A 23,008-nucleotide genomic window follows, 5' to 3' on the forward strand; every position below is an offset into this window, starting at 1 on the left:
GACAACTATAATAACCCGGTCATTATCCGCTACAAAAGGCCATACTAGCAGTGCTAGTTAAGCAATACCAGCACAAAAGGTCTGGAACTGTGGTGCCAAGTATAAAATTTGTAAATGATTCTTTAATGACTTAGCGTGCTAACCATAGCTCCGGATTCACCACATTACCCTGCTGACGAATCTCAAAATACAAACCAGGCTCTACCTGTCCACCCGTAGACCCTACGCGTGCTACCAATTCACCAGGGTCAACAACATCCCCAACCTGCTTCAATAAGCTCTGATTGTAGGCATAAACCGTCAGAAACCCCTTGCCGTGATCAATAATTAGCAGGTTGCCAAAACCACTCAGCCAATCGGCAAACACAACCCTACCCGCACCGACCGCCTTAACAGGGTCTCCGGCTGGCGCTCGCAGTACCACTCCACGCCAAACCCCGCCATCTGGGCGCTCTTTACCAAAGCGCCCCTGTATTTGCCCCGCTGCGGGACGTATTAAGCCACGCTTCAAGCCCGTAAAACCGCCGTCAGGCTCGAGCTTGGTGGTGCGCTTAGTGGGCTCTGGCACTGTTTCCACCACGCGAGCTTGAGCCACCTGTGCCTGCGCCGGAGCCGCCAAATTTGTTTCTTCTACCGTCAACGAGCCCGAACCACGTAAATCATGCTGCCCAAGTTGTTCGTGACGACTAGGAGGCCGATAGGTACTGGGTGGACGCATACCTGCCACTTGCCCTGGCGATGCGGCATGCTCAGCGGGCGTGGCCGTGTCGTCCGGCTCTGGAGCCCGACGAGGCGGGGCTACTGGCACCGGCGCTTGACTTGCCCGCGCACGCTCAAGAAGTTGTTTTTCGCGTTCTGCCCGAGCCAGCGCTTGAGCCGCCGCCAACTGCGCCTGTTCACGCTGACGCTCTATTTTGGCTAAACGCTCTTGCTCGGCTTTTTTTGCCGCTTCTAATTTACGCCGCTCGGCCGCCTGACGCGCCAACTCGGCCTGGCGAGCAATTTCAACCTCTAAACCACCGATTAAATCGCCCAAGCGTTTATCATTTTGCTGTAAACGCCCCGACTGTTGCTGTTGTGCTTTAAGCTCAGCTTCTACCTTAGCTAAAACTTGGGCGTGCTGCTGCTTCTGTTCAGCTAGCTCCGCACGCTTGGCTTGTGTCTCGTGTTCCAGCGTTTTTAGCTCACGCTCATTTTTTTCTGCTTGCTGTCGTAACGCAGTTAAGCGATCAAGAGTACGACGCAAAGCAATGACCTGCTCGGTTTGATGACGTGCCACATACGATAAATAGTACAGGTCACGATTAATAATATTGGGGTCGTCCCCCGACAGCAAGGCGGCCCAAGGTGAGCTACCTGCCTTGTACTGCGCCCCCAACTGGCTAGCTAAAGCTTGCTGATGACGCTCACGCTCTGCCTCTTGTTGCTTACGCTCGGTAGCCAGCTCACGCATATTTGCCTGCACTGCCGCTTGGCGCTGCTGCAATGTTTCTAGCTCACGGTCTACCGTAGAAATCGCCCGCTCTGACTGCCGTAGCGCTTGCGTGGCATCTTGTTGCGAGCGGGTACTATTTTCTATATTTTTTTGCAAGGCTTCAATTTGGCGGCGCAGTTCCGCCTGCTGCTGACGTGCTTGATCTTGGCGCGTGGCCAGCTCTGACTGTGCAAAACAATTTGCACTGAGCCCCACCACCAACCATACCGCTACGCTACTGCGCCACCTCATTATTACTGAGCCTTACCTTGATTCGCCACCGCCTGCATCGCTGCCTGAATTTCTTCTTGGTCACCCAAGTAGTAGTGACGAATAGGACGCAGATTCTCGTCCAGCTCGTACACCAGCGGCTGACCCGTAGGGATATTCAAATGCACAATATCTGTTTCAGAAATACTATCAAGGTGTTTGATTAAAGCGCGCAAACTATTGCCGTGGGCCGTTACCAACACACGACGTCCAGCACGAATGGCTGGTGCAATGGAGTCTTCCCAAAACGGCACCACTCGGGCCACGGTGTCTTTCAGGCACTCAGTGCGAGGGAGCTCTTCGGCTGGCACGCGAGCATAGCGAGGATCGAAGCTAGGGTTGCGCGGATCATCGATAGCGACGGGATCCGGGGCAATAGCATAAGCACGGCGCCACACTAAAACCTGCTCATCACCAAACTTTTCTGCTGTTTCCGCTTTATTTAAGCCCTGTAACGCACCATAATGGCGTTCATTGAGTCGCCAGCTCAAACCAATAGGGGTGTGCATGGCGTCCATGGAATCAAGGGCGATCCACAGTGTGCGTATCGCACGCTTTAACACGGAGGCAAAAGCAAGATCGAATTCATACCCATTTTCTTTGAGTAATTCGCCTGCCTGCTTTGCCTGCAAGCGCCCTGTTTCTGTAAGGTCGACATCGGTCCAGCCAGTAAACCTGTTCTCAAGGTTCCATTGGCTTTCGCCATGTCGCATCAACACTAATTTATACATGGTAAAAAACAGCCTTAAGGTTAAAAAATCGGCACCACTTTATAATCAACGGTACAGCCATTTTTTTCTTGATCTTTTAGGCTTTCAACGGGACTCATCGTGGACTTCATATTAGGACAAAACAATCTACTTATTTTAGCAATTGCAGCGGTTTCGGGCATTATGCTGTTGTTACCCACTTTTCGGAAAGGACGTGCTGGCCGCCCCCTGCCCACTGCAGAGGCTGTGCAAATGGTAAACCATAAAGATGCGTTACTGGTGGACTTACGCAACCATGATAAGTTTAAAGCGGGTGCTATAGCGCAAGCACGCAACATTCCGGTAGCAGACCTAGACAGCAAAGCCAATTCTCTACCTAAAGATAAGCCCATCATCCTCATTTGCGAAACAGGCCGTACCGCTCCTCGCAGTATAAACGTACTGCGCAAACATGGTCTGCAAGAAATCTATACACTGGAGGGCGGCCTCCAAGCATGGATACAAGCAGGCCTACCTGTCAAAAAATCGTAACCTCCCACCTCTAGGATGCATTGAACATGGCAAAAGTAACGATGTATGCCACTACCACTTGCCCTTACTGCATGCGTGCCGACATGCTATTGCAGGATCGTGGCGTAACCGACATTCATAAAATCTTGATTGACCGTGAGCCCGAACAGCGCGCCATCATGATGGAACGCACAGGGCGTCGTACCGTACCGCAAATTTACATTGGCGACACGCATGTGGGTGGCTACGACGATTTAGCTGCTTTGGACCGCGAAGGGGGTCTCCTTCCGCTCCTATCCAAGTAAATTCTATTTTTTAACTTAATCACCAGGATATATTCATGGCCGACCAGACCCCTAACACCGCCGCACAAGATTCTCAAGATGTGCAGCCCTCTTTCAGCTTGCAACGCACTTACGTTAAGGACATTTCCCTAGAAATGCCTAACGCGCCACAAATCTTCCTAGAACAAGCCACCCCTTCAGTGGAAGTGTCCGTTAACGTAGGTGGACAGCGTCTGGCCGACACCGTGTACGAAAGCACTGTTACTGCAACCGTTACCACACGTATTGAAGACAAAGTGCTGTACTTGGTAGAAGCTACTCAAGCCGGTATCTTTGAAGCCGCCAACCTGCCTCCCGAGCAACTGGATGCCATTTTGGGCATCGTTTGCCCAACCATGTTGTACCCCTACCTACGTGCCACGATCGCTGACTTGATCAACCGCACCTCGTTGCCTCCGCTGCACCTAACCGAGGTGAACTTCCAAAACCTGTACGAGCAACGTCAAGCACAATTGGCTCAGCAACAGGCAGCCGCTGGCCAAGAAGCACAGGCATAAATGCCCACTATATCGACACCCACACGGGTTGCGGTATTAGGCGCAGGCAGTTGGGGCACCGCCCTAGCTGCCTTAGCCAGTCAGCGGGCACATACCTTGTTATGGGCCCGCTCGCCCAAACTGTGCACGCAAATCAACCAGCAGCACCGCAATCAACGTTACCTACCCGATATCGCTCTGCCTGACTCCTTACAGGCCAGTCCCGATATGGCTGCCGTTATACACGGCACCCTCTCTGACGACCGACAAGCAGCGCTGATTATCTTGGGTGTGCCCGTAGCCGGGCTAGCACAAACATGTGCTGCCTTAGCACGTTTGTTACCGCCCAAACGCCAACATCCTGTCCTAGTTCTATGGACCTGCAAAGGCCTGCAACCCGACACTGCATTATTACCGCATCAAGTCGTGGCCCAACATTTGCCGCATTATCCATGGCTACATACCGGCGTGCTTTCCGGGCCATCGTTTGCCTTAGAAGTCGCTCAGGGCCTACCAGTTGCTCTAACTCTAGCCAGCCACTCGGCCCACGCTACGCAGCTAGCCATTGATGTCTTGCACGGCACTCAGGCACGGCTTTATAGCAGTACCGACATCATCGGCGTAGAAATTGGCGGAGCGCTGAAAAACATTATGGCTATTGCCTGTGGTATTGGTGATGCCCTTGGCTTAGGCACCAACGCACGCGCTGCCCTCATCACCCGAGGCTTAGCGGAAATGCAACGTTTAGGAGTTGCCATGGGGGCTCATGCCGACACATTCGCAGGCCTAACGGGCTTAGGCGACTTAGTCTTAACCGCTACAGGCCCCTTGTCGCGTAATCGCCAAGTAGGTCTCGCCTTAGGCCAAGGCCAAAGCTTGCAGGATATTCTTGACTCCGGTGTCACTGCCGAGGGCGTGCGCTGTGCACGGGCGGTACAGTCAATGGCCCGTATCCACAACGTGGACTTGCCTATTACCGACACCATATGCCAGATCCTCTACGAAGGTCTGGCTCCCCAAGAGGCAGTTGTCATGCTATTGTCCCGAGAGGCCAAGTCCGAATAAATATTTTCTTTATTACTTATTATGCTGAACTCGCTGCTCTCTTTAAAAACCCTCGCTAAAGCGGCATTCGCTACCCTTGGCACTTGCCTAGTGCTAGCCGGCCCTGCCCACGCGGCCTGGCCCGAGCGCCCTATCCAACTCATCGTTCCCTTCCCCGCTGGCTCATCACCCGATATCCTGGCGCGCACCATTTCTGAGCCCCTCGCCAAATCTTTAGGCACGCCCATTATTGTGGATAATCGCCCTGGAGCAGGAGGTAATATAGGCACCCGTTACGCCAGCCACGCCAAGCCCGACGGCTACACGATGCTGCTGACCATCAATGGTCCCATGGTCACTGCGCCCACGCTGTATAAACAAAACTTGGGCTATGATCCCCTCACTGATTTGGCCCCTGTAAGCTTGCTAGGCACCAGTCCAAATGTGCTGATCGTACCCAAAAATGCCCAAGCTAACGATTACCAAGGCTTCATCAAATGGGCTAAAGGGAACCCTGGTGCACTCAATTACGGCACAGTTGGCCCAGGCAGCTCAGCCCATTTAGCGATGGCCATGCTAGAACACGCCGAAGGCATACACCTAGAGCAAATTCCTTACGCGGGTTTTCCACAAATAATTACATCGACCATCGCCGGAGATCTCCACGCTGCGTTCATGGTTCCAGGTATTGCCATGCCGCAAGTTGATGCCGGTAACATCAAAGCATTAGCCATCACCTCGCTAGAACCCACGGCACTACTACCAGGTCTGCCTACCATTGCCTCAGAGGGCCCGGCCGATTTCGAAGCCATCTCGTGGGACGCTATCTTTGTTCCGGCTGGCACCCCCCAAGAGATCATCAATACGCTGAATGCCGAAATCGTCGCTATTTTAAATACGGATTCGGTCAAAGAAAAATTCAAAACACTGTATTTCGACCCAGTCTCATCGACACCCGAAGAGCTGCACGAACTAGTCGTTAACGAAAAAGCGCGTTGGGATGCGGTGATCGAGCGTCTTAATCTAACCCTGCAATAAGCACGCAACAGATACTTCAGAACATGCCCACCTTACATGGTGGGCATACTTATGTTGCCTACACCCCTTCTGCGTAGCCCACCTGACGCCAGGCCTCAAAAACCGTTATCGCCACGGCATTAGACAGATTCAAACTACGCTGCCCAGCCAACATGGGCAAACGCACACGCTGAGTAAGTTCAAATAAAGCTACATCGTGTGCCGCCAAGCCCGACGTTTCATTACCAAACACAAACACATCCCCTGCTTGAAAAGCAAACTCGCCTAACAGGCGACTACCCCGGGTGGTAAAAGCAAAACAACGCTCGGGGGGCACAGCAATAGCTTCCAACGCGAGCGCCAAACTATCGTGAATTTGCACCCTAGCCCATTCGTGATAATCCAAGCCTGCCCGCTTTAACTTACTGTCCTCCAACGCAAAACCTAGTGGTCGCACCAAATGCAGCGTCGCCCCTGTATTGGCTGCCAAACGTATAACATTGCCCGTATTCGGTGGAATCTCTGGCGCCACCAGCACGATATGAAACATGAATTACCTTGAAAACAATCCCGCCCCCAAACGATTAGGATAAGGGGTACGAGCCAAAACCAAACCAAACACTTGCACGGCACCGGCCTGCAAGCACACTTGAGCCAAACTATTTAACGTAGCGCCGGTGGTCATTACATCGTCGACCAGCACCACGGTACGCCCAGCCAGATCTCGATCACAACGCCACGCCTGCCGCATCGCACGGAAACGCTCGTGGCGTGACAATTGCTTTTGCATGGGCACAGGTTCTGCGTGCCAGCCCACCGCCAGCGACCAATCAGGCACCGAGGTATAACGCCCTAAGTAGCGACAAAGCTCGGCAGGTGGACTAAACCCGCGGCGGCGCAAGGAAGCACGTCTAGCGGGCACTGCTACCCAACATGGCTCACCGAGCATCGTCGGCGCTGCCAGTTGCCAGCAGGAATAAAGCAAATGCGCCAACGCGGGTACCAGCTCTACACGATGAGAAATTTTAAGCCCGTGTATCAGTAAATCGCCAGGAAAAACATAATCAAATGCACAAACCGTCTGTTCCAGCACAAACGGTACCGCCAAACAATCGGGGCATTGCATAAGGCCACTGATATCAAGCCCGCAGCGCGTACACGCCAGCACGGTATCACGGCGTAAATACGCTAAGCAATACTGGCAAAGTAAACCGCCTCGGCTGTCTTCCGTACATAAAGGACAAACACTAGGCAAGCCCTGCCGTAAAGCGGATAATAAATCGAGTAAACCCCTGCCGCCCCGAGTGAGCACACCCGTTGCCTGCCATATATGGTTCATAATTACCCCTGACACCTGAACACTCGTTGCAAAGCATGTAAACACGCTTTGCCACTTTGGCCCAGTAGCCCTAAGCGCAAATATGTCCCAACATCCGTCTCTAGATATTCATACCCCCACCGTCATCCAGCAGTTTAACCGTCGCGCCCCCCTTGATGCGGCCCAGTTTATCTACGGTGAAATCGCCCAACGCATGCTGTCACGCCTTAGCGTGGTGCGGCTACAAGCCCATCAAGTCCTTGATGCTGGCTGTGGCGCCAGCCATGCCCTAGAGCCGCTGCGAGCACGTTACTCAGAAATGAATTACATAGGCTTAGATCATAGCCCTGCCTTGCTCGCCGCGGCGCGCCAGCGCTATCAAGCCAAACCCAGCTTATGGCAACGCTTACGTAATCAGCCCACCCCCCAATCACATTGGGTAGAAGCCGATATGGCGGATACCGGCCTAGCCCCCGAAAGCCAAGACTTAATCTGGTCCAACATGGCGTTACACTGGCACCCTGAACCCCATCGCGTACTGGCCGAGTGGCGCCGCTTACTGAAACCACAAACTTTAGTCATGTTCTCTAGCTTGGGGCCGGCATCCATGCAGGAACTACGCAGCGCCTTACTTGAGGCCGATCTGCACACGGCAACGCTGAACTTTGTCGACATGCACGACTTTGGTGATCTATTGCTTGAAAACGGCTTCACTGACCCGGTGATGGACCAAGAAACCATCACCTTAACCTATCGCAGCCCTGAAACCCTATTGCAAGAAGTACACGCTTTAGGAGGCAACCCCAATCCAAGACGCAAAGCAGGCCTAAGCACCGCCGCTTGGCGCGACCGTCTGCTGCAAGCGCTAGAGCGGCAACGACACATGGACGGCACGATTCACCTAACACTCGAAGTCGCTTACGGCCACGCTTGGCGCGCAGCCACCTCGCGCAGCGATAGCGGTGAAATCCATATTCCTATTTCTTCTATTGCGCGGCGTAAAAAGTAACCGTTAGGTTATTCATGATTATCGGTATCGTGCCCAGTTGCTCCCTAACGCACATCCACATTCATTTCCTGAGCAAAAATCGCCGCTAGCTTACTAGCAGCCTCTTGCAATGCTGCGCCTATCTGAATCTCGTCATGCGACTTCATGCGTTCAAACGGACCAACAATAGAAACAGAAAAAAGCACCCCTAACTGGGCAAGTGGAATAGGGGCAGCCACAGCAACCAAACCCGGAGCAATTTCTTCTCTGCACCATGCAATGCCGAGCCGTCTTACCTGTGCCAGCTCATCATTAATAGCAGCACGAGAAACTAAAGTTTTATCCGTTAACGCAGCAAAAGGCTCCTGCAAAATTTCCTGCTGTTCACTCAAAGAGCGAAACGCCAAAATAGCTTTCGCTGACGCAGCCGCCTGAGGGGGCATGACATGCCCAGGATTGACATAGCCATGCCAATCTTTTGGGGGAGTGGCCATGGCAATACTTTCGATTTGCGTGCCTCGCAACATACACAAAAAAGCCGTTTCGTGGAACTCTTCAACTAACTCATAAAGCACACGCTGAGAAACCGAAGCCATACGATTAGGAGAAATAGCAACCGCCAATAAGCGTTGAATACGTTGTCCTAGTGCATACGTTCTACGCCCCGCTATCACCCCCTCATTCCCATCAAGGACAGGGCTCGTTTCTACACAGCCTGACTGCATAAGCCCGGCCAGTATGCGATGAAGTGTGGCTTTCGGAAAATCCAACACACGCAAAATCTCACTAAACGCAAGCCCTGCGGGATATTGAGCTAACAGCTCCAACACCCGCAGTTGGCGCTCGAGAACAGACTCATTTTGTATTGGAGATTCTTGCATAAAGGTGAAGTTGTTGTTCTGTAGAAGGCCTCAACTCTAGCAGAAAAAACTACTCAGCATGAGTAAACCCTACTTGACAATTGATCACCTCAGATCGAAAATGTTCCGAATAACGATAGCACTGTTCCGAAAAATGGAACAAATACGTAAAAGTAAGCACTTATCCTATCCATAGCTCAACCCTCTTTCAGGAGACATACCATGACAGCTTCCAGCTATAAAATACGCACGTTTACATGCATTAGCGCCCTCGCCCTCACGATAGGCTTACAGGCTACCGCTAACGCTGCTGACAAACCTGTACGACTACGCCTATCTCACAACCTTCCCACCACCAACGCCTTACATTCTGGCGTCATGGTGCCTTGGGCTAAATCCATTGAGCAAGCCTCAGAAGGAAGTTTGAAAGTCCAAGTGTTTCCAGCACAACAATTGGGTCCAGCTAAAGATCACTACAACATGGCACGTGACGGTATCGTCGACATGGCCTTCTACCTCGTAGGCATAGAGCCTGGTCGCTTCCCCATTGTTAGTGCAGCAGAAATCCCCTTCTCAGTCTCCGATAACGGTAAGGGTTCACGAGCCCTCTACGAGTGGTATCAGAACTATGCCGATCAAGAGATGGGTGACGTCAAGGTCTGCACTATGTTCTACGACGGTGGCGGCACTATTCACTCTAAGAAAAAGATTGAAAGCCCAACCGATATGGCGGGTTTAAAAATACGCTCTCCGAATGTTCAAGCGGCGAACTTTTACCGCTTAGCGGGTGCTTCACCCATCCAACTTTCAGCTTCTGACGCCGCCGATGCGGTAGAGCGTGGAGTCGTTGACGCAATCTCCTTTCCATGGAATTTGCTGAGTGCTTTGGGTGCGGATCGTGCCTTGAAGTATCACTTAGACATGAACTTTTATTCACTGGGCACAGCCATCGTAATGAATAAAAACTCTTACGCACGTTTATCCGATCAGCAAAAAGCAGTGATCGACTCACATTGCAACGCAGACTGGGCCGAACGCTTACCTAAAGCTTGGTATGACTGGGAGCAAGAAGGCCGTCAAGCACTCATGACAAAGTCTGATCACACCCTGTACACCGTGCCCAGCGAGAAAGAAGCCGAATGGAAAGCCATGGCGGAACAAGTGCGTGCAGAGTGGCAAGCCACGGTCGATAAAACCGGGGCTGACGGACAAGCCATCTATGCCGATTTACAAAAACGCCTAGACGCTTACAACGCTGGTTATTAAATAGCCTCTACTCCAACAACAAACGCCGCGATTTTTCTTGGAAGACGACAATGAAGCGCTTTTACTCTGTACTGGAAATCGTCCCATCGATTCTTTTACTCATCATGGCTTTTTTAACAACCCTGTCAGCTATTACACGCTATGCGTTTTCTTGGCCAATCCCTGATGAGTATGAAATATCGCGGCTGTTATTAAGTGTGGTCATTTGCTGGGGGATGGCGCTTGCCTTTCGTCATCACGACCACATTCAACTAGATATTTATTGGGGCGCCCTATCGGCCCGCGGCAAGCGAGTGCTAACGCGTATCGGCTCAGGCATCAGCATGATTCTAGTAGCTGGCGTTGCCTTAGCACTAGCCTCGAAGACAGTCGATACCCATGCAGCAGGGCTACTCACGGTAGATCTTAATCTGCCTGTTTGGGGCTTCTATGCGGCCGCGTGGGCTGGCATCTTGGCCGCCTTTTTTATATTGCTTGGGCAATTTCTCATGCCAGAAAAAATGCTTTCTAGCGATGAAACCGACACTTCCAACTAAACCTCCCTGCGCCTTCACCCAGCCCTTTTTAATGGTGTTTCATTATGCTTAGCCCAGAGTTAGCCATGGCGGCCGGTTTCGGAACGCTACTCCTCCTATGTTTATTACGTGTACCTATAGGCTTAGCCATGGGATCAGCAGGGTTACTAGGCTTTGGCTTGGTCACAGGTCTAGACCCCGCTTTTAAACTCCTGTCTCACTCCCTGATCGCCACCCTTTCTGATTACACCATGGGGCTGATTCCCCTATTTATACTCATGGGAGCAGTCGCCGTGGTCTCGGGGATCAGTGGCGATCTATTTAAGGCAGCGCAATACTGGCTAGGAGGCTTTCGCGGAGGTCTAGCCGTAGCGACTGTCGCCTCTTGCGGAGGGTTTGCTGCCATTTGTGGCTCGTCTGCGGCGACCGCAGCAACCATGACCCGGGTGGCATTACCTGAAATGGTCAAGCAAGGCTACTCAGAACGCTTAGCAACGGGAATCATCGCTGCCGGCGGCACACTAGGTATTTTGATCCCTCCCTCCATCGCCTTAGCGGTGTACGGCTTGCTAACACAACAAAGCGTGGGCCTGTTATTTATGGCGGGCATCATTCCTGGGCTCCTCGCTATCTTCATGTATTTACTCACTGTTAAAGGCTGGCTGGTGTTGCGCCCCCAAGATGCGCCTAAAGGAGAGTCATTCCCCTGGAAAGCACGCTTTTCCACCCTGCGTAGACTAGGGCCAATACTCCTTCTAAGCGTATTCGTCATTGGAGGAATTTATGGTGGTTTCTTTACCCCCACAGAAGCTGGCGCACTAGGCGCAGCAGGCAGTATCGTGCTGACCGCTTGCATGCGACTCCTTTCTTGGAACAACTTATTCCGCTCCTTAGCTGACAGTGTCAAAACAGCCGCTGCTATTTTGCTGATCATGGCCGGAGCCGTTCTTTTTGGTTACTTTTTAACCATCACTGGCACTCCTGAGCGCGTCACCGATCTTCTCATGAGCGCTAATTTAGGGCGTTACGGGACGCTTTTTGTCATTATTGCCATCTTGCTGGTATTAGGCTGCTTCATTGACGCTTTAGCTGTGATCGTGCTCGTTGTGCCTATCGTCTACCCCATAGTCATGGAGCTTGGCTTTGATCCGATCTGGTTCGGCGTCATCGTGACCATGTGCGTTGAGCTAGGGCTGATTACTCCCCCATTCGGCCTGAATGTATTTGTGATTAAGGGCTTATCGAAAAAGACGTCAATTTGGACTATTTACCAAGGCGTCACCCCATTCATTCTGATCGACGTAGTGCGTATCGGCGTCCTGATCGCCTTCCCCTCACTCATCCTCTTTTTACCTAACTTGATGCGCTAGAGGCTCACTCGTGAATTTGAAGCAAGAAGATACCATCATGAATAAGTCCGTCGTCCGAGCGGGTCAGCTACAACGCATTACCTCGTCTGCAGGAATACACATGACGGGCTTTCATGCGGCGGCAAGTCCTGACTCGCCTATCATCATTTGCCTGCACGGCTTAAGCGGCAGTTTAGACACCAGCTTTGTCTTCGACTTTTTGTCCTCACCCAGCCTGGTCAATACGCACATTTTATCAATTGCCAGTAGCGCCCATGGCAATATCGCCCTATCGACTCGTGACAACCCTCCCGGCTATTACCTAAGTGGTTCAGCATTTGAATTTTTCCATGACTGCATCGTCGATATTGCTGCTTGGGTGGACTATGCTAGCCAACACACTCGTGGCCCTATCATCTTGCTTGGCCATTCTTTGGGCGCCTCCAAAATAACCCACTATTTGGCACACACAGCAGATGAGCGCATTCAAGGCGCCATCCTCGCGTCGGCACCTGATCTAAAGGGCGCCTTTTGGGCCATGCATGGTCAAACCAAAGCAGACGAATATTTAGCTTTAGCCAAGTCGAAAGTTGCTTCGGGACAGGGCCGTGAACTGATGCCCGAAACATGTGTGGTCGGTATCTTACAGCAGCGTATTTCTGCCCAAACTCTGGTGGATCGCTTCGAGGATGGCCAAGCTGCTGATTGTTTTAATTTTTTTGATCGGCACTCTCACACCGCCTTTCAAGACTTAAGCAAAGTCCATGTTCCCATCCTTTCTATTTACGGCACAACAGGCGAAATCGTTGGCCAAGGCGATGTGCATCGGGCTCAAACCTTACTACAGCAGCATGCCCTTGCTTGCCCTGCTTTCACCCATCTCATCGTACCGGGCAATCACTGGTACGTAGGCTGCGAAGAACAGGTAGCCCAAGCAATAGGGCAATGGCTTCCCAGCCTCTGACCCGTCTAACCCACGTTAACTTCACGCTCAAGGATGCCTCGATATGTCCCTGCCCACCTTGCACCAACTAACACAAGCGCTACGCGAGGGTCGTACTGATCCCGTCAGCCTGCTAGAGGAAGCGCTCAGCAAAAGCCACTTATCGGAAAACATCTGGGTCACTCTTTTGCCAGAGCTCGCCTTAGAGCAAGCGCGGGCCAGCCAACTAAGGTGGCGCAACAATCAACCGCTCAGCCCTTTAGACGGCATCCCCATTGCATGGAAAGACGTTTTTGACATTGCTGGCACGGTCACTACCTGTGGCTCACAAAGCCGTAGTCAAGTGCCCGCAGCAAGGAAAAATGCCGAGCTGGTGGAGCGCTTACAAAACCTAGGGATGGTTTCACTTGGTAAAACCACCATGAGTGAACTGGCCTATTCAGGACTAGGCATTAACGCTTACTCTGGCACCCCCCACAACCCTTATAGTAAGGATCATGCCCATATTCCTGGGGGATCCTCATCCGGAAGCGCCGCAGCAGTAGCCGCAGGGATCGTGGCCAGTTCAATGGGCAGTGATACCTCTGGCTCAAGCCGCATTCCTGCCGCCTGCTATGGCCTCGTGGGATACAAGCCCTCTAGTGCGCGCTACCCTAAAGCGGGCATGTTCCCGTTGGCCCCTAGCTTAGATACCGCAGGCCCAATTGCTCGCAATATGGCCGACATACGACTACTAGACGCCTGCCTCACGGGGCTACAGCCTTCGGTGAACGATACACCTTGCCTCCCGTACAGGCCTAGTTTTGTGGTGCCAGAAGGCCCCTTCTTAGCTCAGGTAGACCAAGCGGTACGAGCCGTTTTTGAACAGCTAATCAATCGTTTGTCGGCAGCGGGCTACACCATAGAACGACGCAATTTCTCACCCTATACAAAAACTTTAGCGCTGTTCAAGCAACACGGCACACTCGTTGCGATTGAGTCTGTACAAGTACACCAGCAGTTGCTAAACACCCCTAGCTTGCAAGCACAAGTTGACCCTCGAATCATATCCCGACTCAAGCGCGGCCTGCTCATCTCACCGGCATCAGCTCAGCAGATACGCGCACAACGCCCTGAGCTTATCGCCTCCTGCCATAACGCCTTAGCCGAGCATGAGATTTTGCTTTACCCCACCATACCTATTTCAGTACCCACACAAGCCCCACTAGAAGCTGACGAAACGGTGTTCGCCGAATGCAACGCCACCGTACTCAGTCACACCATGCCAAGTAGCTATCTCGATATGCCATCACTTAGCCTGCCAGCTGGATTCGACAGACATGGACTTCCCGTCGGCATTTCACTCACCATGAGCAACGGCCAAGATCTAGCACTTTTAGCCGCAGCACAGTCTCTTGAGCCTGTTATCACCCCCCTCACTAATTGAAGCATCAACATGAAACACACTCCTTACCACGGCGTATTTCCTTATCTGGTGTCCCCAATCAACGAAGATCAAAGCGTGAATACGGCTGTTTTGCATCAGCTATGCGAAGACCTTATTCAACAAGGAGTGCATGGGCTAGCCCCCTTAGGCTCCACCGGAGAGTTCGCTTATTTATCATTAGAACAAAAACAAACCGTCATACAAACAGTTGTCCAAGCCAGTAATGGTCGAGTTCCTGTAGTAGCGGGTGTCGCCGCCACCAGCACAGCAGAAGCGGTACGACAGGCTAAAGCCTATGCAGCCTTAGGCTGCGACGCAATTCTAGCGGTGCTGGAAGCTTATTTTCCGATTTCAGAAGACGGCGTCTATGAATACTTCAAAGCAATCGCTGATGCCGTGGACCTGCCTATCGTCATCTATACGAATCCCAATTTTCAGCGCTCTGATTTAACACCAGCTGTCCTAGAACGTCTCAGTTGGATTCCTAACGTGCTGTACTTGAAAGACGCCTCCTATAACACGGGCCGCCTGCTCAGCATTCAATCTCTAGTTGGTGATCGACTCACCATTTTTGCTGCCTCCTCCCACATCACAACCGCCGTCATGTTAATTGGTGGAGCAGGTTGGATGGCCGGACCAGCTTGTATTATTCCGCGCCAAAGTGTCGAGCTCTACGAATTATGCAAGGCAGGAAAATGGGATCAAGCCATGCTGCTTCAACGCAAGCTATGGCGCATTAATGAGATTTTTGGTAAATACAATTTAGCGGCGTGCATCAAAGGCGCACTGCAACTACAAGGATACGACGTAGGCCAACCTCTATTACCCCAAGCACCGCTAAGCGCCGAAGGCTACGAAGCGGTGAAGAAGGCTTTACAAGAGGTAGGCGCTTTGAATCCTCACTCCGACAACGCAACACCGTGAGCCCAGCATAAACAAAATAACCCGCCCTAGAAGTCACAAGCCCATCATTCAAGGGTAAACTTAGTGCGCCGCGTTATGCGGCGACGTTCTCAGGGCGGGGTGTAAGTCCCCACCGGCGGTAAAGGCCTAAAGCCAAGCCCGCGAGCGCCTGCCCACGGCAGGTTAGCAGATCTGGTGTAACTCCAGAGCCGACGGTTATAGTCCGGATAAAGAGAGAACGGGATTGTCACGACCATGCGGCGACCTTACTAGGTGGCCGCTGCTTTGTCTGTCCTGTTTATCACCAGCCCTGTTTTTTGAGTACTTTTAAAACAGGAACACTTTCATGACCCGCTTCACCACTGCCGACTTGCAAGGCAAACGTATTGCCTTCGTCCAAGCCTGCTGGCACAAAGATATTGTTGATCAAGCCAAACAAAGTTTTAGCGCAGAAGCCCAAAAACTAGGCCTAGACCCCACCTTAGTCGATTACTTCGAACTAGGCGGCGCCTACGAAATACCCTTATTTACCAAACAACTTGCCTTAACAGGCCGCTATGCCGGTATTATTGCCGCTGGCCTAGTGGTAGATGGTGGAATATACCGCCACGAATTCGTGGCTCAAGCAGTTATTGAAGGCCTGATGCAGGTGCAGCTAGAAACACGCGTACCTGTGTTTTCGGTTGTATTGACCCCGCATCACTTTCACGGTGGCCCCGAACATCACGACTACTTCCATGCGCACTTTGTTATTAAAGGCCAAGAAGCGGCACAGACCTGCTTAGACACCATTCATCAGCACGCAAAATTAATCACTGCCTAAAAACATAAAGCCAGACGGAATGTCTGGCTTTATTGCGCGGACCAACCATAGCGGCGTCTTTCGAGGCGGTAAGGCGTCGAAAGACGCAGCGAATAGCCCGCGTATGCTAGCGGCAGCTTACTAGGACTACGACTGATTGCGACGACGCGATGAGTCGATGCCTAACTGCTTAAGCTTACGGTACAAGTGTGTACGTTCTAGGCCGGTACGCTCGGACACACGAGTCATGCTGTGATTTTCACGGCGTAGGTGATAATCAAAATAAATACGCTCGAATTCATCACGCGCTTCGCGTAGGGGCAAATCTAAAGAAATGCTGCCTAGCTTATTTTCTGCCTCCGGCGGTTCGGCCGCGGCAGCTGCCACTGGGATAGAGCCACCGGCTAACGCACCCACATCAGTAAGCGTACGACCCGCAATGGCGCCAGCCTGGGCGCGTGTACCCGCATTAGCCACTACAGGCGTTACCGTACGCTCAAGGGCTGACGCCACTGTTTTCAGTAGCTTTTGCATGGTAATGGGTTTCTCGAGGAAATCCACCGCACCAATACGTGTGGCCTCGACGGCAGTATCTACCGTAGCGTGCCCGCTCATCATTACCACTGGCATATCTAGCAAGCCCTGAGAGGCCCATTCTTTAAGCAAACTAACACCATCGGTGTCAGGCATCCAGATATCCAATAAAACTAGGTCAGGGCGGCCCCGCTGCCTCGCCTCGCGAGCCTGCGCAGCATTTTCTGCCAACGTAACCGTATGTCCTTCATCGTAAAGAATCTCGGACAAGAGCTCACGAATTCCTACTTCGTCATCTACCACCAGGATTCTGGCCATAAAGCGTCACCTACTTATTATTACGCATTATCAATTACTTGCTGTCCAGAGTCCGTAAGGACATCGTGGTCAGCAAGGCGCGTCAAGAGGATGGAAATGCGTGCGCCCCCCTCACGACGATTGGAAATCTCTACCCGCCCGCCGTGTTCCTCGATTATCTTCTTAACTATAGCAAGCCCTAGACCTGTACCGGTAGGTTTAGTCGTAACATAGGGCTCAAACACCCGAGACAGCATCTGTTGATCAAACCCAGGGCCATTATCTGCCACAACAAAACGGATTGCACCCCCATTTGCGGTACTACTAACACTTGCCATTGATGTTTTAACAAATACACAGGCTAGGTCAAGTGATTGATCTTGTGCAGCCGCCTCGCAGGCATTCGCCAATAGATTATGAATGACTTGTCGCAACTGCGTGGGGTCTCCTTGAATCAGGGGTAAGCCCTGCTGCAAATCGACCTGTATCTGCACACTGTATTTATCATCTCGCACCATCCCATCAACGGGATCCCAACCATATAAGGTAAGTACCTCGGTAATCAGCTCGTTTAGGTTAATGCTTTGTAATTGTAAAGCAGGCTTGCGTGCATATTCGCGAAAATCTTCAACCATTTTCTTTAAAGACGCTACTTGATTCACAATGGTATTGGTATAACGCACCAACATGGCTGCATGTTTTTCGTCTAATAAGGGCTCTAGCTTCATCGCCAGACGTTCTGCAGACAACTGAATGGGCGTTAATGGGTTCTTGATTTCATGCGCTAAACGGCGAGCCACTTCGCTCCAAGCCATTAAGCGACTAGCGGAAATCACATCACTAATATCATCAAACACCACCACATAGCCCGTAGCCTGACCATCGATACCTAATGGCGAACCCCGTGCTAATAAGGTAACCAAACCCGTTTTCGCCTCGTTCCCCTCGTCAGTATTAAGTTCAAACTGTTCTTGCCAATAAGGTAACTCGGACCCCAAAGCTTGATATTGGGCAAATGCGGCCAAAATTAAACTGGCAAAGCGTTCCCCGCCATCTACTTTATCTAATGCCTTACCCATATAAAGGCTAAAATCCAAACCTAAAATGCGCTGAGCCCCTTGATTGTATAAGGTCAAACAAAAGTGCTCATCAAAAACCACAACCCCTGCAGACAAATTACTAAGAATCGATTCTAAATATAAATTAGAGCGCTCTAATTGCAACCGGTTATTCTCAACCATGTGACGCGCCTCATCTAGTTGCCGCGTCATCGCATTAAAAGAGCGAGTCAACTGCCCGACTTCATCGCGTTCGGGAGGCTCGGGTATGGGGCGGTAATCGCCCACCCCCACCGCCTGAGTGCCCGCCGCCAAGCGCAACAAGGGGCTGGTTAAACGGCGCGATAGAGCTAACGCGGCCGCCATGGCGGCAAATACCACTAAAATTAATGCTAGGGTCAAAGTAATACCGTACAGCTTACGCAAGCCTTGGCGCGATAAGGCCAGCTCTTGGTAATCCCTGAAGCCCTGTTGCACCTGGTTGGCATGCCGAGCTATTTTTTCTGGCACGGGCTGCAACACCTGCAACCACTTCGCCTCAGATGCCGCGCCTAAGGTAGAGCTAAAACCATCGTTTAAAGGCATCACCACGCGTAAACGCAAGCCTGCCTCAGTAGCCGTATCAATTTCGTTGAAAGGCCCTGGCGCCCGCCCTTCCTCGACCTCGGCCGCCGAGTACGAACGCGATACCCGTAATTGATTTAACACCGTGGCAGGTGGCAAATCGGGCAGTAAGCGATCAAAATGCCCCGACGAAAACGCAATTAAGCGGCCATTACCGCTAAAGACCATGGCCTCGCTTAACTTATTCGCCTCGCGTAACGACGTAAGCAGCGAACCGTAATCGGCCTCGTCCGCCTTATTAAGCACCAACACCATACTGCGCGCACGGCTATCAAGCTCGCTCAGTTGTGTATCAAGGGCGGCCCGCCCTAAGCTAAGGCCAGACTCCAGCGCGGAATCTACCCGCACGTTAAACCATGACTCAATCGAGCGCGACATAAACTGCACAGACAGCACATAAATTAAGGCGCCTGGAATAATGCCGATTAAGGTGAAATAAAAAGCAAAGCGGGCAGTCATGCGAGCGCCAAACTGGCGCCTACGTATCTGGCGCAATAAGCGCACAGTCAACATCAGCACCCACACCACTAGGGTGCCGGCCAACACACCATTTAATACCAACAGCAAGTCGTATTGCTGTGCATACCTGGAAGCGTTACCCGTAGACCAAACAAGCAAGCCAAACAACGCAATCGCGCTTACGGCAGCAATGCCCAGTGCCGTACGAAGTATCCAGCGTATCAAGGCTGGGGCTCGTCGACGGAAACGGAAAAAGAGAAGCTTTTCCATGGGGTAATCAGTGACCAGGAAGAACTGTTTATGGCATCAACCTGAAATGGTCGTGCTAATAATGACGTATCCAAACGTATGCGTACACGCCCCTCGTATTCAACATCGCGGTCAAGATCGATGGCGTATGCCAAAGCCCAACCCCGTATATGACGAATCAGGGCAAGTGCATCGTCTAACGACGACTCGGGGAGATACAGATCGCTGGTACCCACACGCCACTGACGCGTCAGGGCATTATAAACGATACGCCAGGTTTGTTGCTCTTTTACAACCTTTTTATTGAACCACCACCATCGCGGCTGAAAAATCTCGACTTCAGCCACAAAATACAGCGGTATGCCCTTTTCTGCCGCATTGCGCAGTTCGCTGCTTAAGGTCAGGTGAGCATCAACATCAATATACAGTTTGTCTTCGCGTAGGCGGGGTTCTATTCGTTCGATATAGTCGCGATCAGCGTGCACTGCCTTATCACTAGCGACAGACAGCGCGCAGAAAAAACTAAGTACCAGAACAAGAAGTAAGCGCACCATCCGATAAATAGTGATATTGAGGTGAAGAAACTATATTGTGTCAACTCAGGGCGTTCGCGTAAACAGGGCGTAATAAAAACCATCGCCCTGATACTGCTCGGGTACGCCCGGCAATAACTGCCCCGGAGCCGGCAAACGCTGCGCGTCAGCGTGACGCTCAGCAAATGCCTGCGCCTGCAGTTCGCCTTCTTCGGGGAAGATAGAACAAGTACTGTACAGCAAATAACCACCAGGCTTTAAGGTACCCCATAAAGCATCAAGGATACCCGACTGCAACTGGGCCGTATCGCGTATGTCGGATTCACGTCTAAGCCAACGTACATCAGGGTGACGGCGCACAATACCAGAGGCCGTGCAAGGCACATCAGCCAAAATGGCATCGTAAGGCTCGCCATCCCACCACTGACGAGTGCGCGCCGCATCGGCACACACCAGCTCCACCTTATCGTTCAATAAACTTAAACGTTGTAAATTTTGCCGCACCCTAAACAAACGCTCGTTGTCGATATCCAGCGCTGTCATGCGTACATCGGCACGCTCTAGCACGTGAGCCGTTTTTCCACCCGGCGCAGCGCACGCATCCAAAACCCGCATACCATCGCTTAAAGGTAACAACAACGCCGCTTGCTGAGCCGACCAATCTTGTACTGACCACCAACCTAAGTCGAAACCAGGAATGGCGTGCACAGGCAAAGCCTTGTTTAACGTAACAGCCCCTTGGCCGGGCGAGAACGCTTCGATACCCGCCTCATCCAGCACAGCCAACAGACGCTGCACATTGCAGACACGCTCGTTCACCCGCAACGTAAGAGGCCCAGGACGGTTCGCGGCCAGCAGCAATTGCTCCCAGTCGCGTGGGTAGGCTTTACGCAACGCTTTCACCCACCAACCGGGATGATTCCAACGAGCTTCGGGGCGCGACTCAACTTGGGTTAAAATAGCTTCGCGTTCACGCAGAAAACGTCTTAGTACGCCATTTACTAAAGGCTTAAAAGGCCGTAAGGCATCTTGACTATGCGCAGCATTAACGGCTTGATTCACCACCGTATGCGGAGCATACACAGGGATATCCGGCCTATCTGCATAAATGTCGGCACACTCCTGCACTCGTACTGCCGTATCCAGTAAGGCTAACGACACCAGCAACAAGGCATCTAGCCAGGTATTAGTAGGCTGACGGGGTACCAGAACAATCCGAATCTGGCGCGCATGGCCCAAGCGGCGCAAAGTATGAAAGCTAAGCGACTGCACGCCGGCACGTATGCCAGTTGGCGTTTCCGCCAAGGCATCAGATAACGATCGGCCTGCCAGCACCCCTTCTACATGCTGGGCGCTATATAGTATGAGTTCTGATAAAGGTATAGTTTGAGTAGCAATAGATCCGCCGGACATAGATTCGCGCTTAGCAAAGAAAAAAGTAAGGTGTGCGACTGTAGCACTAAATACAGGTGATGCTGTGCAAAGACTGCCCCAGCGGTAAAATCACCCCCATATCTATTTTAAGCTCCACAGCTCCATAAGGAATTTTATGAGCGCTCCTAAAGTCGGATTCGTCAGTTTGGGTTGCCCCAAAGCACTGGTTGACTCTGAAAGAATTCTTACCCAACTGCGCACCGATGGTTATCAGATTACACCAAGCTACGATAACGCAGATGTAGTCGTAGTCAATACCTGTGGTTTTATTGACAGCGCCAAAGCCGAATCCCTAGAAGCTATCGGCGAAGCCCTAGCGGAAAACGGCCGCGTGATTGTCACCGGCTGCATGGGTGTTGACGAACAAGTCATTCGCGACGTACACCCGTCCGTACTAGCCGTAACGGGGCCACAACAATACGAACAGGTCGTGCGCGCCGTACACGAAGCGGCTCCGCCTAACGTTGATCACAACCCGTATATTGACCTCGTTCCGCCTCAAGGTATCAAGCTTACCCCGCGCCATTACGCCTACCTAAAAATTTCTGAAGGCTGTAACCACAGTTGCAGCTTCTGCATTATTCCCTCGATGCGCGGCAAGCTGGTCAGCCGCCCGGTGGGCGATGTGCTTAGTGAAGCAGAGCGTTTGGTACGAGCAGGCGTAAAGGAACTACTGGTGATCTCGCAAGACACCAGTGCCTACGGCATAGACGTAAAACAGCGCACCGGCTTTTGGAATGGCCGCCCTGTTAAAACCTCGATGCATAGCCTGGCTGAAGCTCTAGGTGAGCTAGGTGCCTGGGTACGCTTGCACTACGTGTACCCCTACCCTCACGTAGACAGCATTATTCCGCTGATGGCCCAAGGGAAAGTGCTGCCTTACCTAGATATCCCCTTCCAGCACGCCAGCCCATCGGTACTACGTGCCATGAAGCGCCCTGCCTTTGAAGACCGCACCTTAGCCCGTATCAAACAATGGCGCCAAGACTGCCCTGACCTGACTATACGGTCTACCTTCATTGTGGGCTTTCCCGGCGAGACCGAAGACGACTTCCAATACCTGCTTGACTGGATGAGTGAAGCCCAACTCGATCGCGTCGGTTGCTTTCAGTACTCCCCCGTAGAAGGTGCACCCGCTAACAAACTAGACGGCATCGTACCCGACGAGGTCAAACAAGAGCGCTGGGAGCGCTTTATGGCGCATCAACAGGCCATCTCTACCGCCCGCCTCGCCGCCAAAGTTGGGCGAGAAATGGACGTATTGGTGGATGAAATCGATGAAGACGGCGACCTCATCGCCCGTTCGGCCGCCGACGCCCCTGAAATCGATGGCAACGTCTTCTTGACCACCCAGCAAACCGTTCAACCAGGCCAAATTATCCGTGTACGCATCACCGACTCCAGCGAATACGACTTATTTGCCGAGACCGTCTAACACCGCTCCCTATCGCCTACACAGACAAACGCCTACACGAGAAGGCAGCCCCCTAAACGGAGCTGCTTTGAACGGCGGCATATCGCCTTGCAAACCGTACGATCTAGCCCCTTATAATACCCAGCACGTTTAGGCCATTCACTAATACATGGCCGCTTCACAACACCTAC

General features: G+C 52.0%; 23 protein-coding genes and 1 riboswitch. Of the genes, 14 read left to right on the forward strand and 9 right to left on the reverse strand.

Annotation, left to right across the window (positions count from 1 at the left end; all coding sequences use genetic code 11):
- Window positions 1–130 precede the first annotated feature (130 nt).
- Window positions 131–1,726 (reverse strand): murein hydrolase activator EnvC family protein, encoded by a 1,596-nt coding sequence (locus OSH01_RS02630; protein ID WP_266122486.1) that lies wholly within the window; start codon window positions 1,724–1,726, stop codon window positions 131–133.
- Between the two features lie 2 nt (window positions 1,727–1,728).
- Window positions 1,729–2,475 carry a 2,3-diphosphoglycerate-dependent phosphoglycerate mutase gene (gene gpmA, locus OSH01_RS02635; RefSeq protein ID WP_266122487.1) on the reverse strand — a complete coding sequence of 249 codons (747 nt, stop codon included), beginning with the start codon at window positions 2,473–2,475 and terminating at the stop codon, window positions 1,729–1,731.
- 99 nt (window positions 2,476–2,574) lie between these two features.
- Between gpmA and OSH01_RS02640 the strand changes: the two genes are divergently transcribed.
- The 5 genes from OSH01_RS02640 to OSH01_RS02660 are packed head-to-tail and all read left to right on the forward strand — an operon-like array spanning window position 2,575 to window position 5,866.
- Window positions 2,575–2,985: a rhodanese-like domain-containing protein gene (locus tag OSH01_RS02640; protein WP_266122488.1), complete on the forward strand. Its 411-nt coding sequence runs from the start codon at window positions 2,575–2,577 to the stop codon at window positions 2,983–2,985.
- 26 nt (window positions 2,986–3,011) lie between these two features.
- Window positions 3,012–3,269, forward strand: a complete 258-nt coding sequence (gene grxC, locus OSH01_RS02645; RefSeq protein WP_266122489.1) for a glutaredoxin 3 — start codon at window positions 3,012–3,014, stop codon at window positions 3,267–3,269.
- A 35-nt stretch (window positions 3,270–3,304) separates the two neighbouring features.
- Window positions 3,305–3,805 carry a protein-export chaperone SecB gene (secB, locus tag OSH01_RS02650; RefSeq protein WP_266122490.1) on the forward strand — a complete coding sequence of 167 codons (501 nt, stop codon included), beginning with the start codon at window positions 3,305–3,307 and terminating at the stop codon, window positions 3,803–3,805.
- Window positions 3,806–4,849: an NAD(P)H-dependent glycerol-3-phosphate dehydrogenase gene (locus tag OSH01_RS02655; protein ID WP_266122491.1), complete on the forward strand. Its 1,044-nt coding sequence runs from the start codon at window positions 3,806–3,808 to the stop codon at window positions 4,847–4,849.
- A 21-nt stretch (window positions 4,850–4,870) separates the two neighbouring features.
- Window positions 4,871–5,866, forward strand: a complete 996-nt coding sequence (locus OSH01_RS02660) for a Bug family tripartite tricarboxylate transporter substrate binding protein (RefSeq protein WP_266122492.1) — start codon at window positions 4,871–4,873, stop codon at window positions 5,864–5,866.
- Window positions 5,867–5,924: 58 nt separating this feature from the next.
- Here OSH01_RS02660 and OSH01_RS02665 read toward each other — a convergent pair whose 3' ends face one another.
- Window positions 5,925–6,395 carry a tRNA (cytidine(34)-2'-O)-methyltransferase gene (locus OSH01_RS02665; RefSeq protein ID WP_266122493.1) on the reverse strand — a complete coding sequence of 157 codons (471 nt, stop codon included), beginning with the start codon at window positions 6,393–6,395 and terminating at the stop codon, window positions 5,925–5,927.
- A gap of 3 nt (window positions 6,396–6,398) precedes the next feature.
- Window positions 6,399–7,184, reverse strand: a complete 786-nt coding sequence (locus tag OSH01_RS02670; RefSeq protein ID WP_266122494.1) for a ComF family protein — start codon at window positions 7,182–7,184, stop codon at window positions 6,399–6,401.
- 82 nt (window positions 7,185–7,266) lie between these two features.
- Here OSH01_RS02670 and OSH01_RS02675 point away from each other — a divergent pair, with 82 nt between their 5' ends.
- Window positions 7,267–8,172 carry a methyltransferase domain-containing protein gene (locus tag OSH01_RS02675; protein WP_266122495.1) on the forward strand — a complete coding sequence of 302 codons (906 nt, stop codon included), beginning with the start codon at window positions 7,267–7,269 and terminating at the stop codon, window positions 8,170–8,172.
- Between the two features lie 44 nt (window positions 8,173–8,216).
- On the opposite strand, the gene OSH01_RS02680 is transcribed toward OSH01_RS02675, so the two are convergent.
- The gene (locus OSH01_RS02680) at window positions 8,217–9,032 is read right to left on the reverse strand and encodes an IclR family transcriptional regulator (protein ID WP_266122496.1); all 816 of its coding nucleotides are present in this window, start codon (window positions 9,030–9,032) and stop codon (window positions 8,217–8,219) included.
- 201 nt (window positions 9,033–9,233) lie between these two features.
- Here OSH01_RS02680 and OSH01_RS02685 point away from each other — a divergent pair, with 201 nt between their 5' ends.
- The 7 genes from OSH01_RS02685 to OSH01_RS02715 all read left to right on the forward strand — a co-directional run bounded on the left by OSH01_RS02685 (window position 9,234) and on the right by OSH01_RS02715 (window position 16,236).
- Complete coding sequence (locus OSH01_RS02685; protein ID WP_266122497.1) at window positions 9,234–10,277, forward strand: TRAP transporter substrate-binding protein; 1,044 nt, start codon at window positions 9,234–9,236, stop codon at window positions 10,275–10,277.
- Window positions 10,278–10,327: 50 nt separating this feature from the next.
- On the forward strand, window positions 10,328–10,813 hold the full coding sequence (locus tag OSH01_RS02690) for a TRAP transporter small permease (protein WP_266122498.1): 486 nt from the start codon (window positions 10,328–10,330) through the stop codon (window positions 10,811–10,813).
- A 44-nt stretch (window positions 10,814–10,857) separates the two neighbouring features.
- Window positions 10,858–12,162, forward strand: a complete 1,305-nt coding sequence (locus OSH01_RS02695) for a TRAP transporter large permease (protein ID WP_266122499.1) — start codon at window positions 10,858–10,860, stop codon at window positions 12,160–12,162.
- A 37-nt stretch (window positions 12,163–12,199) separates the two neighbouring features.
- On the forward strand, window positions 12,200–13,105 hold the full coding sequence (locus OSH01_RS02700) for an alpha/beta fold hydrolase (protein WP_266122500.1): 906 nt from the start codon (window positions 12,200–12,202) through the stop codon (window positions 13,103–13,105).
- A 43-nt stretch (window positions 13,106–13,148) separates the two neighbouring features.
- Window positions 13,149–14,510, forward strand: coding sequence for an amidase family protein (locus tag OSH01_RS02705; RefSeq protein WP_266122501.1), 1,362 nt, complete (start codon window positions 13,149–13,151; stop codon window positions 14,508–14,510).
- Window positions 14,511–14,519: 9 nt separating this feature from the next.
- On the forward strand, window positions 14,520–15,434 hold the full coding sequence (locus OSH01_RS02710; RefSeq protein WP_266122502.1) for a dihydrodipicolinate synthase family protein: 915 nt from the start codon (window positions 14,520–14,522) through the stop codon (window positions 15,432–15,434).
- A gap of 81 nt (window positions 15,435–15,515) precedes the next feature.
- Window positions 15,516–15,657, forward strand: a riboswitch (FMN riboswitch).
- Window positions 15,658–15,759: 102 nt separating this feature from the next.
- The gene (locus OSH01_RS02715) at window positions 15,760–16,236 is read left to right on the forward strand and encodes a 6,7-dimethyl-8-ribityllumazine synthase (protein ID WP_266122503.1); all 477 of its coding nucleotides are present in this window, start codon (window positions 15,760–15,762) and stop codon (window positions 16,234–16,236) included.
- A 126-nt stretch (window positions 16,237–16,362) separates the two neighbouring features.
- Here the strand turns inward: OSH01_RS02715 and OSH01_RS02720 are convergent, their stop codons facing one another.
- Genes OSH01_RS02720 through rsmB form a run of 4 tightly spaced genes read right to left on the reverse strand, consistent with a single transcriptional unit; the run spans window position 16,363 to window position 21,382 of the window.
- Entirely contained in the window at window positions 16,363–17,067 is a 705-nt protein-coding gene (locus OSH01_RS02720; RefSeq protein ID WP_266122504.1) for a response regulator, read from the reverse strand.
- Window positions 17,068–17,087: 20 nt separating this feature from the next.
- Window positions 17,088–19,409: a sensor histidine kinase gene (locus OSH01_RS02725; RefSeq protein ID WP_266122858.1), complete on the reverse strand. Its 2,322-nt coding sequence runs from the start codon at window positions 19,407–19,409 to the stop codon at window positions 17,088–17,090.
- Window positions 19,409–19,990: a DUF4390 domain-containing protein gene (locus OSH01_RS02730; RefSeq protein ID WP_266122505.1), complete on the reverse strand. Its 582-nt coding sequence runs from the start codon at window positions 19,988–19,990 to the stop codon at window positions 19,409–19,411. Before OSH01_RS02730 ends, OSH01_RS02725 begins: the two co-directional genes overlap by 1 nt.
- Window positions 19,991–20,035: 45 nt before the next feature.
- A complete protein-coding gene (gene rsmB, locus OSH01_RS02735) occupies window positions 20,036–21,382 on the reverse strand; it encodes a 16S rRNA (cytosine(967)-C(5))-methyltransferase RsmB (RefSeq protein WP_266122506.1) in 1,347 nt (448 codons plus the stop codon).
- A 136-nt stretch (window positions 21,383–21,518) separates the two neighbouring features.
- Between rsmB and rimO the strand changes: the two genes are divergently transcribed.
- Window positions 21,519–22,838: a 30S ribosomal protein S12 methylthiotransferase RimO gene (rimO, locus tag OSH01_RS02740; RefSeq protein ID WP_266122507.1), complete on the forward strand. Its 1,320-nt coding sequence runs from the start codon at window positions 21,519–21,521 to the stop codon at window positions 22,836–22,838.
- The last annotated feature ends 170 nt before the right edge of the window (window positions 22,839–23,008 follow it).

Source organism: Alcaligenes endophyticus (genome assembly GCF_026344035.1).
Lineage (GTDB): Bacteria > Pseudomonadota > Gammaproteobacteria > Burkholderiales > Burkholderiaceae_B > Alcaligenes > Alcaligenes endophyticus.

Bases quoted from the DNA above. Each gene is read 5' to 3' on its own strand.
- OSH01_RS02730 (WP_266122505.1), bottom strand. From the start codon at position 19,990: ATGGTGCGCTTACTTCTTGTTCTGGTACTTAGTTTTTTCTGCGCGCTG.
- grxC (WP_266122489.1), top strand. From the start codon at position 3,012: ATGGCAAAAGTAACGATGTATGCCACTACCACTTGCCCTTACTGCATG.
- OSH01_RS02690 (WP_266122498.1), top strand. From the start codon at position 10,328: ATGAAGCGCTTTTACTCTGTACTGGAAATCGTCCCATCGATTCTTTTA.
- OSH01_RS02695 (WP_266122499.1), top strand. From the start codon at position 10,858: ATGCTTAGCCCAGAGTTAGCCATGGCGGCCGGTTTCGGAACGCTACTC.
- secB (WP_266122490.1), top strand. From the start codon at position 3,305: ATGGCCGACCAGACCCCTAACACCGCCGCACAAGATTCTCAAGATGTG.
- OSH01_RS02675 (WP_266122495.1), top strand. From the start codon at position 7,267: ATGTCCCAACATCCGTCTCTAGATATTCATACCCCCACCGTCATCCAG.
- OSH01_RS02630 (WP_266122486.1), bottom strand. From the start codon at position 1,726: ATGAGGTGGCGCAGTAGCGTAGCGGTATGGTTGGTGGTGGGGCTCAGT.
- OSH01_RS02665 (WP_266122493.1), bottom strand. From the start codon at position 6,395: ATGTTTCATATCGTGCTGGTGGCGCCAGAGATTCCACCGAATACGGGC.
- OSH01_RS02710 (WP_266122502.1), top strand. From the start codon at position 14,520: ATGAAACACACTCCTTACCACGGCGTATTTCCTTATCTGGTGTCCCCA.
- OSH01_RS02720 (WP_266122504.1), bottom strand. From the start codon at position 17,067: ATGGCCAGAATCCTGGTGGTAGATGACGAAGTAGGAATTCGTGAGCTC.
- gpmA (WP_266122487.1), bottom strand. From the start codon at position 2,475: ATGTATAAATTAGTGTTGATGCGACATGGCGAAAGCCAATGGAACCTT.
- OSH01_RS02680 (WP_266122496.1), bottom strand. From the start codon at position 9,032: ATGCAAGAATCTCCAATACAAAATGAGTCTGTTCTCGAGCGCCAACTG.
- OSH01_RS02655 (WP_266122491.1), top strand. From the start codon at position 3,806: ATGCCCACTATATCGACACCCACACGGGTTGCGGTATTAGGCGCAGGC.
- OSH01_RS02670 (WP_266122494.1), bottom strand. From the start codon at position 7,184: ATGAACCATATATGGCAGGCAACGGGTGTGCTCACTCGGGGCGGCAGG.
- OSH01_RS02685 (WP_266122497.1), top strand. From the start codon at position 9,234: ATGACAGCTTCCAGCTATAAAATACGCACGTTTACATGCATTAGCGCC.
- rimO (WP_266122507.1), top strand. From the start codon at position 21,519: ATGAGCGCTCCTAAAGTCGGATTCGTCAGTTTGGGTTGCCCCAAAGCA.
- OSH01_RS02700 (WP_266122500.1), top strand. From the start codon at position 12,200: ATGAATAAGTCCGTCGTCCGAGCGGGTCAGCTACAACGCATTACCTCG.
- OSH01_RS02715 (WP_266122503.1), top strand. From the start codon at position 15,760: ATGACCCGCTTCACCACTGCCGACTTGCAAGGCAAACGTATTGCCTTC.
- OSH01_RS02660 (WP_266122492.1), top strand. From the start codon at position 4,871: ATGCTGAACTCGCTGCTCTCTTTAAAAACCCTCGCTAAAGCGGCATTC.
- rsmB (WP_266122506.1), bottom strand. From the start codon at position 21,382: ATGTCCGGCGGATCTATTGCTACTCAAACTATACCTTTATCAGAACTC.
- OSH01_RS02705 (WP_266122501.1), top strand. From the start codon at position 13,149: ATGTCCCTGCCCACCTTGCACCAACTAACACAAGCGCTACGCGAGGGT.